The 13,148-nt window shown below is 69.9% G+C and carries 16 protein-coding genes; all 16 read left to right on the forward strand.

The window, feature by feature from the left end; genetic code table 11:
- The first annotated feature begins 5 nt into the window (after positions 1-5).
- The 16 genes from DFW101_RS14350 to larE all read left to right on the forward strand — a co-directional run bounded on the left by DFW101_RS14350 (position 6) and on the right by larE (position 13,146).
- On the forward strand, positions 6-1,331 hold the full coding sequence (locus DFW101_RS14350; protein ID WP_043643416.1) for a sigma-54 interaction domain-containing protein: 1,326 nt from the start codon (positions 6-8) through the stop codon (positions 1,329-1,331).
- Positions 1,332-1,580: 249 nt separating this feature from the next.
- Entirely contained in the window at positions 1,581-2,015 is a 435-nt protein-coding gene (locus DFW101_RS14355; protein WP_009182254.1) for a hypothetical protein, read from the forward strand.
- Positions 2,012-2,863, forward strand: coding sequence for an Mrp/NBP35 family ATP-binding protein (locus DFW101_RS14360; protein WP_009182255.1), 852 nt, complete (start codon positions 2,012-2,014; stop codon positions 2,861-2,863). The genes DFW101_RS14355 and DFW101_RS14360 overlap by 4 nt, the downstream gene beginning before the upstream one ends.
- 5 nt (positions 2,864-2,868) lie before the next feature.
- A complete protein-coding gene (locus tag DFW101_RS14365) occupies positions 2,869-3,360 on the forward strand; it encodes an iron-sulfur cluster assembly scaffold protein (protein ID WP_009182256.1) in 492 nt (163 codons plus the stop codon).
- Positions 3,361-3,427: 67 nt separating this feature from the next.
- The gene (locus DFW101_RS14370) at positions 3,428-3,760 is read left to right on the forward strand and encodes a NifB/NifX family molybdenum-iron cluster-binding protein (RefSeq protein ID WP_009182257.1); all 333 of its coding nucleotides are present in this window, start codon (positions 3,428-3,430) and stop codon (positions 3,758-3,760) included.
- 2 nt (positions 3,761-3,762) lie between these two features.
- Positions 3,763-4,662 carry a nucleotide-binding protein gene (locus DFW101_RS14375; protein WP_009182258.1) on the forward strand — a complete coding sequence of 300 codons (900 nt, stop codon included), beginning with the start codon at positions 3,763-3,765 and terminating at the stop codon, positions 4,660-4,662.
- Positions 4,655-5,545: an ATP-binding protein gene (locus DFW101_RS14380; RefSeq protein ID WP_009182259.1), complete on the forward strand. Its 891-nt coding sequence runs from the start codon at positions 4,655-4,657 to the stop codon at positions 5,543-5,545. The genes DFW101_RS14375 and DFW101_RS14380 overlap by 8 nt, the downstream gene beginning before the upstream one ends.
- Positions 5,546-5,558: 13 nt before the next feature.
- Positions 5,559-5,939: a NifB/NifX family molybdenum-iron cluster-binding protein gene (locus DFW101_RS14385; protein ID WP_009110557.1), complete on the forward strand. Its 381-nt coding sequence runs from the start codon at positions 5,559-5,561 to the stop codon at positions 5,937-5,939.
- Between the two features lie 205 nt (positions 5,940-6,144).
- Complete coding sequence (locus tag DFW101_RS14390; protein ID WP_009110556.1) at positions 6,145-6,507, forward strand: PleD family two-component system response regulator; 363 nt, start codon at positions 6,145-6,147, stop codon at positions 6,505-6,507.
- An 18-nt stretch (positions 6,508-6,525) separates the two neighbouring features.
- Positions 6,526-6,891 carry a CGGC domain-containing protein gene (locus tag DFW101_RS14395; protein WP_009182260.1) on the forward strand — a complete coding sequence of 122 codons (366 nt, stop codon included), beginning with the start codon at positions 6,526-6,528 and terminating at the stop codon, positions 6,889-6,891.
- An 11-nt stretch (positions 6,892-6,902) separates the two neighbouring features.
- Positions 6,903-7,730, forward strand: coding sequence for an MBL fold metallo-hydrolase (locus DFW101_RS14400; protein WP_009182261.1), 828 nt, complete (start codon positions 6,903-6,905; stop codon positions 7,728-7,730).
- Between the two features lie 114 nt (positions 7,731-7,844).
- Entirely contained in the window at positions 7,845-8,234 is a 390-nt protein-coding gene (locus DFW101_RS14405) for a hypothetical protein (RefSeq protein ID WP_009182262.1), read from the forward strand.
- A gap of 459 nt (positions 8,235-8,693) precedes the next feature.
- On the forward strand, positions 8,694-9,917 hold the full coding sequence (locus DFW101_RS14410) for an aldo/keto reductase (RefSeq protein ID WP_009182263.1): 1,224 nt from the start codon (positions 8,694-8,696) through the stop codon (positions 9,915-9,917).
- Positions 9,918-9,977: 60 nt separating this feature from the next.
- Positions 9,978-10,754 carry an SDR family oxidoreductase gene (locus DFW101_RS14415; RefSeq protein WP_009182264.1) on the forward strand — a complete coding sequence of 259 codons (777 nt, stop codon included), beginning with the start codon at positions 9,978-9,980 and terminating at the stop codon, positions 10,752-10,754.
- Positions 10,755-10,891: 137 nt separating this feature from the next.
- Entirely contained in the window at positions 10,892-12,319 is a 1,428-nt protein-coding gene (gene larC, locus DFW101_RS14420) for a nickel pincer cofactor biosynthesis protein LarC (RefSeq protein ID WP_009182265.1), read from the forward strand.
- A gap of 8 nt (positions 12,320-12,327) precedes the next feature.
- Positions 12,328-13,146 carry an ATP-dependent sacrificial sulfur transferase LarE gene (gene larE / locus DFW101_RS14425; RefSeq protein WP_009182266.1) on the forward strand — a complete coding sequence of 273 codons (819 nt, stop codon included), beginning with the start codon at positions 12,328-12,330 and terminating at the stop codon, positions 13,144-13,146.
- Positions 13,147-13,148 lie beyond the last annotated feature (2 nt).

The raw sequence follows: 13,148 nt of genomic DNA on the forward strand, positions 1-13,148 counted from the left end.
TTTCCATGGCCCTGCCCCGGGACATCCCCTGCGAAGCCATCATGGAGTCCCTGGCCGACGGGGTCTTCACCGTGGACACGGACTGGAACATCACGTTTTTCAACCGGGCGGCCGGGGTCGTGGCCGGCATCCCTCCGGCCGAGGCCTTGGGCCGCAAGTGCTGGGAGGTCCTCCATTCGAGTCTGTGCGACGGGGCCTGCGCCCTTCGGGCCTGCATCGAGGGGGAGCGGACCCTGTCCAACCAGTCGATCTTCATCGTGCGGCCGGACGGGACCAAGGTGCCGGTCAGCATCAGCGCGGCCCCCTTGCGCGACGGATCGGGCCGCATCGTCGGCGGGGTGGAGACCTTCCGCGACATTTCCGACCTGGCCAGGCTGCGCAAGGAACTGGAAGGGGTCTGCACCCTCGAGGACATCATCACCAAGAACAAGGGCCTGGCCCGCACCCTGGAGCTTTTGCCCAAGATCGCGGCCAGCGGCTCCTCGGTCCTGCTCCTTGGCGAATCCGGCACGGGCAAGGAGCTTTTCGCCCGGGCCCTGCACTCCTTGAGTCCCCGCCGGGCCGGGCCGTTCGTGGCCGTCAACTGCGGGGCCATCCCGGCGGAGCTGCTCGAATCCGAGCTCTTCGGCCACGTCCGGGGGGCGTTCACCGACGCCAAGGCCGACCGCAAGGGCCGTTTCGAGCTGGCCCGGGGCGGCACGCTCTTTCTGGACGAGGTCGGGGACATGCCGCTGGCCTTGCAGGTGAAGCTGTTGCGCGTGCTCCAGGAAAAGGTGGTCGAACCGCTCGGCTCGGAAAAGAGCCTCTCCACCGACGTCCGGGTGGTGGCCGCCACCAACCGGGACCTGGCCGCCATGGCCGCGTCCGGGGAGTTCCGGCGCGACCTCTTCTACCGCCTGGGCGTGGCCCGGCTGGTCCTGCCGCCCCTGCGGGACCGGCCCGAGGACATTCCGCTTTTGGCCGCCACCTTCATCGAACGCCTGAACCTGCTGCAGGCCAAGGCCGTGGCCGGCCTGGCCGACGCGGCCCTGAAAAGGCTCATGCGCCACGACTACCCGGGCAACGTCCGGGAGCTGCAAAACATCCTCGAATACGCCTTCATCCTGCGCGGCCAGGGCCGCATCGGCCTCGAAGACCTGCCCGACTACCTGCGCCCCGAGCCGGGCGAGGCGGCCTCGCCGGCCGCGTCCGGCACCATGCGGGCCATCAAGTTCCAGGCCATAACCGCCCTCCTGGCCCGCAACGGCGGCCGGCGCATGGAGGCCTGCCGCGAGCTCGGCATCACCAAGGACACCCTGCGCCGCATCCTGGAGGCGGGGCCGGGCGCCTGACCCGGCCGCTGTGGGCGTATTTTTCGCCCACCTCGCCTTACCGCCGTCCGCCCGCTCCCGTATGCCTTCCCGCTTTCCGGCCACGGACACGTTTCCGTTGGGATAGAAAAAATCCCATCTGCTGGCGAATGGGCGAAAAATTCGCCTCTTCCCGTTCGCCTCGGGCCTCATTGCCTGGCTAATCGCCTGCCACGCCACACGATCCAGCTCTTGGCCCCGGATGTGCTTAGAGCTTGGCGAGGTTTCGCCATGCCCCGTCACCGACCATCCGCCGACCACACCATCCGCCGGCCCCGCGTCTGCCTGGCCTGCCACGGGCAGCGGCTGGCCACGCTCCTCGAAACCGCCTCCGCCTTCTGCCTCTACCGCTTCGAGGCCGAGGGCCCGGTGGCCGAGGGGAGCTGGGCCATGCCGGCGGAGGGGCTCCCCGCCCTGGCTCCGCTTTTGCTTCGGGCCGGGGTGGTCCTTCTCGTCTGCGGCGGGGCCACCTGCTGTTGTCTCAAGCACTTCACCCGCCACGGCCTGGCCGTGGCTCCGTGGATCGCCGGAGACGTGCCGGCCGTCCTTGTCGCCTTGCGCGAAAACCGCCTGGAAACCCTGCTCGCCCCGGGCGCGCGTCCCGGACGCGGCCTGGCCCGTGGACCCGGGTTTGGCAAACACTGTCTGGAGATCAAGGAATCATGAACGAAAACGGACTGCGCGATTTGAACGAGGAAATCCGGCCCAAGCCCGCCAGCGGGCTCGATGCCGTCAAGGCCGTGGTGGTCGTGCTTTCGGGCAAGGGCGGGGTGGGCAAGTCCACGGTGGCCGCCAACCTGGCCGCCGGCCTGGCCATGGCCGGCCGGCGCACGGGCCTCCTGGACGTGGATGTTCACGGGCCGAGCATCCCGAGGCTGCTCAAACTCACCGGCAGCCGGCCCGGCATGGAAGAGACCTTCATGGTCCCGGTGGACTGGCACTGGAACCTCGGCGTCATGTCCATCGGCTTTCTCCTGCCCGGTCCGGACGACGCCGTCATCTGGCGCGGCCCGGCCAAGGCCGGGGTCATCCAGCAGATGGCCGAAAAGGTGGCCTGGGGCGAACGCGACGTGTTGGTGGTCGACTGCCCGCCCGGCACCGGCGACGAGCCGCTGTCCGTGCTCCAGATTTTCGGCGACAAGGCCCGGGCCGTCATCGTCACCTCGCCCCAGGACGTGGCCGTGGACGACGTCCGCCGCTCCATCACCTTCTGCCGCCAGCTTGCGACGCCCATCATCGGCATCATCGAGAACCTGAGCGGCTTCGCCTGCCCGTCCTGCGGCGCGGTCCACGACATCTTCAGCGCCGGCGGCGGGGAAAAGCTGGCCGCCGAGGCCGGGGTGCCCTTTCTCGGCCGCATTCCCGTGGACCCGGAAGTGGCCCGCTCGGGCGACGACGGCGACGTGTTCCTGGCCGTGGCCGGCCAGAGTCCCTCCGCCGTGGCCTTCAAGGCCGTCATCGCCTCGGTCGAAAAAGCCCTCGGCCTGCCGGCGGTCCCGGCCGAAAAAGGATGACGCCCATGTCGGACGCCACCCCCAAAGACCCCCTCGACGCCGTCCTCGAGATCTTCGAGCAGGAAGAGCAGGCGGAACTCGTCAAGCGGTTCGGCGAGCGCGGCTACGCCATCTGGCGCGACGCGCCGGCCCGGCCCCGCCTCGAGAACCCGACCAGCGTCGGCACGGTCAAGGGCTCCTGCGGCGACACCATCGCCATTGCCCTCGGCATTGAGGGCGAGCGGATCGTCAGGAGCGATTTCATGACCGACGGCTGCGCTTCGAGCTGCATCGCCGCGGCCACCGCCGCCGCCCTGGCCCGGGGCAAGAGCCTGGACGAGGCCGTGGACATCGACGAGCAGGCCATTGTCACCGCCGTCGGCCGCTTCCCGGACGACGACCGCCACTGCGCCTACCTGGCCGCCGCCGCCGTGCGCGAGGCCGTGCACCGGTGGATGATCGGAGGCGAAGGGGGAGGGGGAGGAAGAGAAGATGCCTCCGGCGGCCGGGGGGAATGATTCCCCTCGGACCCCCCCGATGGGAAATCAGGACCCGAGAGCAAAAAAGGGAAAGGATATGCTTGCTATGAATACGATTATTGCCGTCAGCAGCGAAGGGCCGGGCCTGGACGACGCCGTCGATCCCCGGTTCGGCCGGGCCGCCGGTTTCGTGGTGGTCGATGGAGCGGGGGGGACCCGCTATCTGGACAACGGCGGTTCCCAGGCCATGGCCCACGGAGCCGGCATCGAGTCCGCCCGGCGCATCGCCGAGGCCGGAGCCAAGGTGCTCCTGTCCGGCGTGGTCGGCCCCAAGGCGGCCAGCGCCCTGGCCGCCGCCGGCGTGGCCGTGGTCGAGGGCATGGAAGGCCTGACCGTGGGGGAGGCCGTGGCCCGGTACCGGGCCGGGCAGGGAGCCTAGGCATGATCGCGGCCATCGCCAGCGGCAAGGGCGGCACGGGCAAGACCACCGTGTCCGCGTCCCTGGCCTCGGTCTGGACCGAGGCCTGCGGACGTCCGGTCCTGGCCGTGGACCTGGACGTGGAGGAGCCGAACCTGCACCTGTTTTTGCGGCCGACCATCGCCAGCTCCCGGGCCGCCACCCTGGAGGTTCCGGTCGTGGACGCGGCCGTCTGCACGCGGTGCGGCGCCTGCCGCGAACTCTGCCAGTTCGGGGCCATCACCGTCATGGGCGACACGCCGCTCGTCTTCGTCGACATGTGCCACGGCTGCGGCGGCTGTCTGGCCGTGTGCCCGGCCGGGGCCATCACCCCGGGCGCGCGGGAGCTTGGCCGCATCGAGGAAGGCGCGGCCGGCCCCATCGGCTTTCTGGCCGGCCGGCTGCGGGTGGGCGAGGCCATGAGCCCGCCGCTCATCCGGGCCGTCCTGCGCCGTCTGGGCGAGCTGTCGGCCGGCCGCGACATAGCGGACAGGCCGGACGTCCTCCTCGACGCCCCGCCCGGGGTGAGCTGTCCGGCCACGGCCGCCGTGGCCACGGCCGACTGCATCGTGCTGGTGGCCGAACCCACGCCTTTTGGCCTGCACGACTTCCGGCTGGCCGTGGAGGCCTTCACGCCCCTGGCCAAACCGATGGCCGTGGTGATCAACCGCGGCGGCGAGGGCAGCGGCGAACTGCGCGCCTTTTGCGCCGTGGCCGGCCTGCCCGTCCTGGCCGAGATCCCGGACGACCGGCTGGTGGCCGAGACCTACGCCCGGGGAGGGCTCCTGGCCGACGTGGGCCCGGACTACCGGTCCCTGTGCCTCACTCTCGTCTCCGCCGTGGCCGGGCTGGCCGGCCGGTCCGGAGGGTCCCGCCATGCGTGAAATCGTTGTCTTAAGCGGCAAGGGCGGGGCCGGCAAAACGTCCCTGACCGCCGCCTTCGCCGCCCTGGCCGAAAAGAAAATCGTTTGCGACCTCGACGTGGACGCCCCGGACCTGCACATCCTGCTTGATCCGACCAATACCGTGGCCGAGGAATTCATTTCCGGCCACCTGGCCGCCGTCGATCCCGACCTGTGCGACGGCTGCGGCCTGTGCCGGGACCTGTGCCGATTTGATGCCGTCGCCACCACCCCGGACGGGCAATGCGCCATCGATCCGCACCGCTGCGAAGGGTGCAACACCTGCGTGGCGCTGTGTCCCCGCCAGGCCATCGCCTTCCTGCCCCGGGTCTGCGGCTACCACGCCGTGTCCGACACGCGCTTTGGCCGGCTGGTCCACGCCCGGCTGGACCCCGGGGCCGAGAATTCCGGGCGGCTGGTGTCGCTTTTAAAGCGCAAGGCCCGGGAGCTGGCCCAAAAGGACGGCTGCGACCTGATCCTGTGCGATGGGGCCCCGGGCATCGCCTGTCCGGTCATAAGCTCGCTGTCCGGCGCGACCCTCGTCGTGCTCGTGACCGAGCCCACGCCGTCCGGGACCCACGATCTCCTGCGCGTGGCCGGCCTGTGCGACCACTTCCGCCTGCCGGTCGGCGTCATCATCAACAAGGCCGACCTCAATCCCGGGGAAGCGGCCCGCATCGAAGCCCACTGCGTCGCAAAGCGCTACGTCTTGCTCGGCCGGCTGCCCCACCACCCGGACGTGACCCGGGCCATGGTGCGAAAACTGACCCTGCCCGAATACGGAGGCCCGCTGGCCGACACTGTCGCCGACCTGTGGCAGGCCATCCGCAACCTGGCCGAGGCATGCCCCCGGCCGCTCAAATAAAAGGAACACGCTCATGGAAACCTACCGCATCGCCATCCCCTCGACCCTGCCCGGCGGCATGGAAAGCGCCCTTGGCGCCCACTTTGGCCACTGCGACTGCTACACCGTCGTGGACGTGGCCGAGGGCCGGATCACCCAGGTCGGCACCCTGCCGAACGTCCCCCATGTCCAGGGCGGCTGCATGGCCCCGGTCAACCATCTGGCCGGAAACGGCGTCAACGTGCTTTTGGCCGGCGGCATGGGCATGCGCCCGCTCATGGGATTCCAGCAGGTCGGCATCAAGGTCTACCACGGCGGCGACGCCGCCGTGGTCAAGGACGCCGTGGACGCCTTCCTGGCCGGCGGCCTGGTTCCCTTCTCCCTGAACCAGACCTGCGGCGGCGGCCAGGCGTAGGCGGGGAGAGGCGAGGAAGAGAGGAAGAGAAGATGCCTCCGGCGGCCGGGAGGGGGTGACCCCCTCCCGGACCCTCCCCAAAGGGGGAACGGGTGTGCGGCGGCGAGCGGCCCGCGATTCCCGGTCGGGGGGTCCGGGGGGAATGATTCCCCCCGGCGGGGTCCGGGGCGGAGCCCCGGCCGCCGGAGGCAAAAAAGGAGCTTCCATGCATATTTTGACCGTCACCAGCCGTCCCGCGGCGTTCACGGAATTTCTGGCCGCCCTGGCCGAGGACGGGGTGGAAACCGCGCTGGCCCAAACGGCCGGGGCCGCCCTGGACCGTGTGAAAAACGAGCCCCCGACCCTGGTCCTGGTGGACCAGGGCCTGGCCGACGCCGAGGCCTTCGGCCTCGTGGCCCGGCTCATGCGGACCAACGCCGCCGTCCACACGGCGGTGGTGAGCGACCTTTCGCCCGAGGATTTCCACGAAGCCGGCGAAGGCCTCGGCATCCTGGCGGCCATCCCGCCGCACCCTTCGGCCACGGATGCGCGCGCCCTCCTGGGGACGCTTCGCCTTCTGGGCTGCTGACCTTCCCCTGGAGACCCCATGGAAAAGATTCTCATGATCGGCTGCAAAAAGCTCATGGACGACGTCTGCATCGCCTGCTCCCGGTGCCAGGTGGCCTTCAACCGCCGGGACGGGGCCTTTGCCCGCTACAAGGACCAGGAGGCCGAGATCATCGGCTTTCTCCACTGCGGCGACTGTCCCGGCGTCGGCGTGGTCAACCGCATGGCCCAGCTCAAGCTCTGGAACGCCCCGCTTGGGGAAAAGCCCACCAAGGTCCACCTGGGGACCTGCCTGGTCAACTACTGTCCGGAAAAGGAAACGCTCGCGGCCAGGATCAGGGCCAAGGCCGGGGTCGAGGTCGTCGAAGGCGGGCACGCCTACCTCCCGTCCGACATCTTCAAATAGAAGGCAACGCCATGTCCCTGCGCGCCATCCGCATCCTCATGGACAACCGGGCCGACGCCGCCGCCCTGGCCTTCGAACACGGCTGGTCGGCTTGGCTGGACCTCGGCCCGGACGGCGCCTGGCTGTGGGACACCGGCCAGACCGGGCTTTTCCTGGAAAACGCCGAGGCCATGGGCATCGATCCCCTGGCCGCCACGGGCGTGGCCTTAAGCCACGGCCACCATGACCATGCCGGCGGCCTGCCCGCGCTCTTGGAGCGTGGGTTCGCCGGCCCGGTCGTCGGGCATCCGGGCCTGCTGGCCGTCCGCTACAGCCGGCGCGGCCCGTCCTCCTTCCGTTCCATCGGCATGGGCGACGGCCGCTTGAAGGACTGCCCGTTCGATTTCGCGCCAACCCCCGACGTCCGGGAGCTCGCGCCGGGGCTGGCCTTCGTCGCCGGCATCGACCGGCGGCCGGGAGCCTTCACCGCCACGGCCAACCTTTTTTGCGACACGGCCGGACTGGTGGCGGACACGGTGCCGGACGACGCCTGCCTGGTCGCGGCCACGGCCCGGGGGCCGCTGGTCCTGCTCGGCTGCTGCCATGCGGGCCTCGGCAATACGCTTTGCCATGTGCGCCGGCGCCTGGGACTGGCCTCCGTCGATACCGTCGTCGGCGGGCTGCATCTGGCCGGTGCGCCGGACGACGCCTTGGAGGAGGCCGTGTCCGCCCTCCACGAAAGCGGCGTCCGGCGGCTTTTCGCCGGCCACTGCACCGGAGACGCGGCCCTCAGCGCCTTGCGTCGGAATTTTGCCGGGGAAACCATCGCCACGGGGAGCGGCCTTTTGATCGAGACGTAGCCGTGGCCCCTCCCGGGCGGAGCGTTTTGCGCCGGACGACGCCGTATCCCGGCCGCCTGCCGGCGCACCGGGGGACGGCTTTCCGGACACCCTGTAACACGGAGGTCTTACACCATGCGGCAACGCGGCATCGCACAAAACGGACAGGGCGGCGGCCAGGGTCGGGGGTTTGGCCAGGGACAGGGCCAGAGACAGGGCCAGGGACAAGGGCCGGGACAGGGCCAGGGCGGGCAGGGGCTCGGCCCTTGCGGCCAGGGCCAGGGCCGGGGACGGTCGCAGGGCGGCCGGGGGCTTGGGCCTTGTGGCCAGGGCCAGGCCCGGGGGCAGGGCGGCCAACTGCCGGTCGGCAACGCCGACAGGGGCGCGGTCCGCGCCGCCGCACCCGGCCCGGACGCGGCCGAGCCCTGCCTCTGTCCCCGGTGCGGCCGGACCATGGTCCAGACCCCGGGCAATGCCTGCGTCAGCCTGCAGTGCCCGGCCTGCGGCACGGCCATGGCCCGCTAGGGTTGCAACTCTTTAAAAAATAACCATCTTAGATGGTTATCCATGAAAAAGGATGCACTTTTTTCATGGACGCAACACCAGGCCGCTTCGTCCCGGTGTACGGCCCCGGGCGGCAAGGGAAACCCTCCTTGCCGGCGCCCGGGAAGAAGGCTTGCGCCAACGGCGCAGGCCTTTTTCGTTTTTTGCTGCCGGCCTGCCTTGCAACAGGGGAACGTGCCGGTTTGTCCGTCGATGCCCAGGCCGGGTGGGCGCTCGTGTCCGCCCGCCGCTGCCTCGGCCTCCGTCCGTGCCCGGCATCCCGCCGGCCCGGTTTCTGGCCGGCCGGGCAGGATCAGGCAAGGAAACAGCAGAAATGGATATTCTTCCAGGCCGCCTGTTCGAGTATTGCTGCCCTACCGTCCGGAAGGCCGGGCGGACCGGAAGGCCGGCGGCCGGCCCCTTACGCAAAGGAGAAGCAGCATGCTTTACAGAACAATGCCGAAAAACGGGGACAAGCTCTCCATCCTGGGATTCGGGTGCATGCGCCTGCCCATGGCCGAGGGAAAGATCGACGAGGCCCGGGCCGTGGCCCAGATCCGCGACGCCATCGACAAGGGCGTCAACTATATGGATACGGCCTGGCCCTACCATGCCGGCGAAAGCGAGCCGCTCCTCGGGCGGGCACTGCAGGACGGCTACCGGCAGCGGGTCCGGGTGGCCACCAAGCTGCCCTCCTGGATGATCGAAAGCCGGGAGGACATGGACACGTATTTGAACGTCCAGCTCGAGCGGCTCAAGACCGACCACATCGACTACTACCTCGTCCACGCCCTGGACGGCGAGCTGTGGGACAGCGTGGCCGCCCACGGCGTCCGGGAGTTCCTGGACACGGCCAAGCAGGACGGCCGCATCGTCAACGCCGGCTTCTCCTTCCACGGCTGGCTGCCGGATTTCAAGCGCATCGTGGACGCCTATGCCTGGGATTTTTGCCAGATCCAGTACAACTTCCTGGACCAGGAATTCCAGGCCGGCACGGAAGGGCTCCAATACGCGGCGGAGAAGGGCCTTGGCGTCGTCGTCATGGAGCCCCTTCGCGGCGGCAGCCTGGCCCTGCCCGAAGCGCCGCCGGCCGTGGCCGCCCTCTGGGCCGAGGCGGACACCCCGCGTGTGCCGGTCGAGTGGGCCCTGCGCTGGGTCTGGAACCATCCCGAGGTCACGGTGGTCCTGTCCGGCATGAACGAGGAGGCCCACATCGCCCAGAACATGGCCATTGCCGACGTGGCCACGGCCGGGTCGCTTTCACCAAAGGATCTGGAGCTGGTCGACCGGGCCGGACGCACCTACAAGGAGCTCATGCAGGTCGGCTGCACGGGCTGCGGCTACTGCATGCCCTGTCCGGCCGGGGTGCAGATCCCCAAGTGCTTCGATGTCTACAACAAGCTGCACATGTTCGGTGATGCCGAAGGCGCGAAATTCATGTATGCCGTAAGCGTCAGCGGCGTCCTCGGCGCGAGCGCCCCGGGCTTCGCCTCCCTGTGCGTGGCCTGCGGCCAGTGCCTGGAGAAGTGCCCGCAGCATATCGGGATTCCCGACATGCTGGAGAAGGTCGCCGCCGAGCTGGAGGACGACGGCCTCGAGGCGCGCCAGGCCGCGGCCCTTCGCATGTTCCAGGTCCGGCCGGACGGAGCCCGTCAGGGCGCGTGAGGCCGGAACGCATTTCCGGCCGCCGGGTCCGCCCGGCGGCCGCCACCAGGAGGTGGAACCATGACGTATGAGCGCAACGCGACGAAATCCCTGGCCGGCAGGACGGCCGTAGTCACCGGGGCCAGCTCCGGCATCGGCCGGGCCACGGCCCTGGCCCTGGCCAAGGAAGGCGCGGCCGTGGTCCTCGAGGCCCGGCGCCAGGAGCCGCTGGAGGCCCTCGCGGCCGAGATCGCCGCCTTTGGCGGCAAGGCCCTGGTCGTCCCGGGCGACGCCGGCGACACCGGCCACCTGGACGCGCTTCTGGCCGCGACCCTGGACTGGAAGGACAGTGGCGGCAAGTACGCCATCGTGGTGGTCAACGCCGGGCGCGGCCTGGCCGGCGGGGTCCTTGGCAGCGACGAGGCCCAGTGGGAGGAACTCTACCGGATCAACGTCCTTGGGGCCGCCCACCTCATGCGCCGGGCCGGGAAGTACCTGGCGGCGCAAAAGGGCGGGGACATCGTGGCCCTGAGCTCGGTGGTCGGCCGCAACATCTCGCCCTTTAGCGGCCTCTACGGCGCGAGCAAGTTCGCGGTCTCGGCCCTGGCCGAGGGCCTTCGCCGCGAGGTCTGCGGGGCGGGTGTCCGGGTCACGACCGTCATGCCCGGCATCGTGGTCTCGGGCTTCCAGGACGTGGCCGGGTACGACGCGGAGAACTTCGGCAAGTTCGTCGACCAGTTCGGCAAGCTCCTCGAACCGGAAGACATTGCCGAACCCATCCGCTGGCTCTTGACCCTGCCGGCCCACGTCCACGTCAACGAGATCATGATCCGCCCCACGGGCCAGCCCTATCCCTGACGCCCGGGGCGGGATTCCCGCCGTGGGAGCGGGGCGGCCGCCGTCCCGCTCCCGGGAAGGACGGCGGCCGCCCATCTCCTTTTTCGCGCGAACGCGACATCCGAATCCGAAAACGCAAGCCGCAGAGCAGCATCCCTATGAAAATTCTCTATTACGACTGTCCCGCCGGCTTGAGCGGCGACATGAACCTGGCCGCCATGCTCGACCTGGGCGTGGACCCGGCCTACCTGCGGTCCGAGCTGTCCAAACTCGGGCTGGACGCCGAATTCGACCTCAAGGTCTCAAGCGACGCCCGAAACGGCATCTGCGGCATCCGGGTGGACGTGGTCCTCAAGAACCAGGACGCGCCGGCCGACGCGCCCGGCGGGCACGCCCACGCCAGCGGCCAGGACCACGGCCCTGAGGATGCCCACGAACACGGCCATGGCCACAGGCAGGAGCATCATGCCCATCCCCACGACCATGCCCATGGAGATGGGCACAGCCACAGCCCGGGTTCCCCTGACCACGATCACGAACAGGGACCCGGCCATGAGCCTCATGGTCATGACCATGCCCATGTCCACGCGCACGACCAGGGATCCGGCCATGCCCACGCCCCCGGCCAGCGCAATCTGGCCGCCATCGAGGCCCTCATCACGGCCAGTGCGCTCGGGGCGGAGGTCAAACGCACCAGCCTCGCCATCTTCCGCAAGGTGGCCGAAGCCGAGGCCCGGGTCCACGGCAAGCCCGTGGGCGAGGTCCACTTTCACGAGGTCGGGGCCACCGACTCCCTCGTGGACATCGTGGGCGCGGCCATTTGCTACCATGCCCTCGGCGTGGACGCGGTCTGGTCCTCGCCGGTGGAACTCGGCGGCGGTTTCGTCCGGTGCGCCCACGGCCGCATCCCCGTGCCCGCCCCGGCCACCGTGGAAATCCTCGCCGGCCTGCCCACCACCCGGGGAGCCGTGGCAAAGGAAACCACCACCCCGACCGGCGCGGCCATCCTGGCCGTCCTGGCCGACCGGTTCACGGCCACTCCGGCCATGGCCGTGGAGCGGACCGGCTACGGCGTCGGCCACCGCGAAACCGACATCCCGAACCTCCTGCGCGTCCATCTGGCCCGGACCCTGGAGGACACGGCCGGCGGCACCGTCAGCCCGGCCCGGCTCCTCCAGTGCAACATCGACGACATGACCGCCGAGATGCTCGGCGTGGCCATGGACGTGCTCATGGAGGCCGGGGCCATGGACGTGCACTTCACGCCCATCCTGATGAAGAAAAACCGGCCGGCCACCTGCCTGTCCCTGCTTTGCGGCACTGCAGACGAGGAGCGGTTCAAGGCCCTCGTCTTCCGGCACACCACCACCCTTGGCATCAAAAGCTTCCCGCTCGAAAAGACCGTCCTTGACATCACCTTCGAGCGCCTGGACACGCCCCTTGGGCCCGTGACCATGAAAAACGCCCTCCTTGGCGGGGTGGTCATCCGGTCCAAGCCGGAGCTCGAAGACTGCCGGGAACTGGCCCGCCGCCACGACCTGCCCCTGGCCGAGGTCTACGCCGTCATCGGCCGGTGCCGGCCATAGGAACCGCCATGTCCAGCCCAAACTATGAGACGCTTCTCGGCGTCATTCGCCCCCTGGGCTCGGTCCTGGTCGCCTTTTCCGGGGGCACGGACAGCACGCTTGTGTTGCGGGCCGTCCTGGACGCCCTGCCCGGGGAAAACGTCCTGGCCGTGACGCTCGCCGCCCCCTACACCCCGGCCTTCGAGGTGGCGGCGGCCCGCGAGGCGGCCAAAAGCATGGGGGCCCGCCACGAGGTGGTGGCCGTGCCCTTTCCCGAGGCCGTGCGCGACAACCCGCCGGACCGGTGCTACGCCTGCAAGCGCCTGCTCTTCGGCCTTCTTGCGGACAGGGCCGCGGGCCGGGGGCTGGCCCACGTCTGCGACGGCACCAACGCCGACGACCTGGGCGACCACCGGCCGGGCTTGAAGGCCGTGCGGGAACTTGGCGTCGCAAGCCCGCTTCTTTGGGCCGGCCTGGCCAAGGCCGACGTGCGGCGGCTGTCCCGGGAGCGGGGCCTTGCCACCTGGGACGCGCCGGCCGGGGCCTGCCTCTTGACGCGGCTGCCCCACGGCGAACGCGTCACCGAGGCCGGACTGCGGCGCATCGAGGCGGGCGAGGCTTTTTTGCGGGAGATCGGCTTCCCCGGGGCCAGGCTTCGCAGCCACGGGGACGTGGCCCGCCTCGAGGTCGCGCCGGACAGGATCGCCGCCCTGGTCGCCGCCGATCGGGAACACGGCCTGGACGCCCATTTAAAGGAACTTGGCTTTCGCCATGTGGCCGTGGATCTGGCCGGCTACCGCATGGGGAGCCTCAACGAGACCGCCGGAAACGGCGGCGTGAAGTCGTGACG

The organism is Solidesulfovibrio carbinoliphilus subsp. oakridgensis (genome assembly GCF_000177215.2).
GTDB lineage: Bacteria > Desulfobacterota > Desulfovibrionia > Desulfovibrionales > Desulfovibrionaceae > Solidesulfovibrio > Solidesulfovibrio carbinoliphilus.

What these genes read in the sequence shown, in the direction of transcription:
- DFW101_RS14370 (WP_009182257.1), top strand. Translation starts at nt 3,428, where the DNA reads ATGAATACGATTATTGCCGTCAGCAGCGAAGGGCCGGGCCTGGACGAC.
- DFW101_RS14385 (WP_009110557.1), top strand. Translation starts at nt 5,559, where the DNA reads ATGGAAACCTACCGCATCGCCATCCCCTCGACCCTGCCCGGCGGCATG.
- DFW101_RS14375 (WP_009182258.1), top strand. Translation starts at nt 3,763, where the DNA reads ATGATCGCGGCCATCGCCAGCGGCAAGGGCGGCACGGGCAAGACCACC.
- larC (WP_009182265.1), top strand. Translation starts at nt 10,892, where the DNA reads ATGAAAATTCTCTATTACGACTGTCCCGCCGGCTTGAGCGGCGACATG.
- DFW101_RS14365 (WP_009182256.1), top strand. Translation starts at nt 2,869, where the DNA reads ATGTCGGACGCCACCCCCAAAGACCCCCTCGACGCCGTCCTCGAGATC.
- DFW101_RS14405 (WP_009182262.1), top strand. Translation starts at nt 7,845, where the DNA reads ATGCGGCAACGCGGCATCGCACAAAACGGACAGGGCGGCGGCCAGGGT.
- DFW101_RS14355 (WP_009182254.1), top strand. Translation starts at nt 1,581, where the DNA reads ATGCCCCGTCACCGACCATCCGCCGACCACACCATCCGCCGGCCCCGC.
- larE (WP_009182266.1), top strand. Translation starts at nt 12,328, where the DNA reads ATGTCCAGCCCAAACTATGAGACGCTTCTCGGCGTCATTCGCCCCCTG.
- DFW101_RS14415 (WP_009182264.1), top strand. Translation starts at nt 9,978, where the DNA reads ATGACGTATGAGCGCAACGCGACGAAATCCCTGGCCGGCAGGACGGCC.
- DFW101_RS14380 (WP_009182259.1), top strand. Translation starts at nt 4,655, where the DNA reads ATGCGTGAAATCGTTGTCTTAAGCGGCAAGGGCGGGGCCGGCAAAACG.
- DFW101_RS14395 (WP_009182260.1), top strand. Translation starts at nt 6,526, where the DNA reads ATGGAAAAGATTCTCATGATCGGCTGCAAAAAGCTCATGGACGACGTC.
- DFW101_RS14360 (WP_009182255.1), top strand. Translation starts at nt 2,012, where the DNA reads ATGAACGAAAACGGACTGCGCGATTTGAACGAGGAAATCCGGCCCAAG.
- DFW101_RS14390 (WP_009110556.1), top strand. Translation starts at nt 6,145, where the DNA reads ATGCATATTTTGACCGTCACCAGCCGTCCCGCGGCGTTCACGGAATTT.
- DFW101_RS14410 (WP_009182263.1), top strand. Translation starts at nt 8,694, where the DNA reads ATGCTTTACAGAACAATGCCGAAAAACGGGGACAAGCTCTCCATCCTG.
- DFW101_RS14400 (WP_009182261.1), top strand. Translation starts at nt 6,903, where the DNA reads ATGTCCCTGCGCGCCATCCGCATCCTCATGGACAACCGGGCCGACGCC.
- DFW101_RS14350 (WP_043643416.1), top strand. Translation starts at nt 6, where the DNA reads ATGGCCCTGCCCCGGGACATCCCCTGCGAAGCCATCATGGAGTCCCTG.